Raw genomic sequence first — 567 nt, forward strand, 5'->3', positions numbered from 1 at the left:
GTCGCTGCCGCAGCTTCGGTGCATGGTTTAGCCCCGTTACATCTTCCGCGCAGGCCGACTCGACCAGTGAGCTATTACGCTTTCTTTAAATGATGGCTGCTTCTAAGCCAACATCCTGGCTGTCTGTGCCTTCCCACATCGTTTCCCACTTAACCATGACTTTGGGACCTTAGCTGGCGGTCTGGGTTGTTTCCCTCTTCACGACGGACGTTAGCACCCGCCGTGTGTCTCCCGTGATAACATTCTTCGGTATTCGTAGTTTGCATCGGGTTGGTAAGCCGGGATGGCCCCCTAGCCGAAACAGTGCTCTACCCCCGAAGATGAGTTCACGAGGCGCTACCTAAATAGCTTTCGGGGAGAACCAGCTATCTCCCGGTTTGATTGGCCTTTCACCCCCAGCCACAGGTCATCCGCTAATTTTTCAACATTAGTCGGTTCGGTCCTCCAGTTAGTGTTACCCAACCTTCAACCTGCCCATGGCTAGATCACCGGGTTTCGGGTCTATACCCTGCAACTTAACGCCCAGTTAAGACTCGGTTTCCCTTCGGCTCCCCTATACGGTTAACC

Annotated in this window: 1 rRNA gene; it reads right to left on the bottom strand. The window is 53.8% G+C overall.

The window, feature by feature from the left end:
* Window positions 1–567: ribosomal RNA gene (locus tag ACOTX2_RS25030) — 23S ribosomal RNA — on the bottom strand; the annotation flags it as partial.

This window comes from Enterobacter cloacae complex sp. IR5412, assembly GCF_049237385.1.
GTDB lineage: Bacteria > Pseudomonadota > Gammaproteobacteria > Enterobacterales > Enterobacteriaceae > Enterobacter > Enterobacter intestinihominis.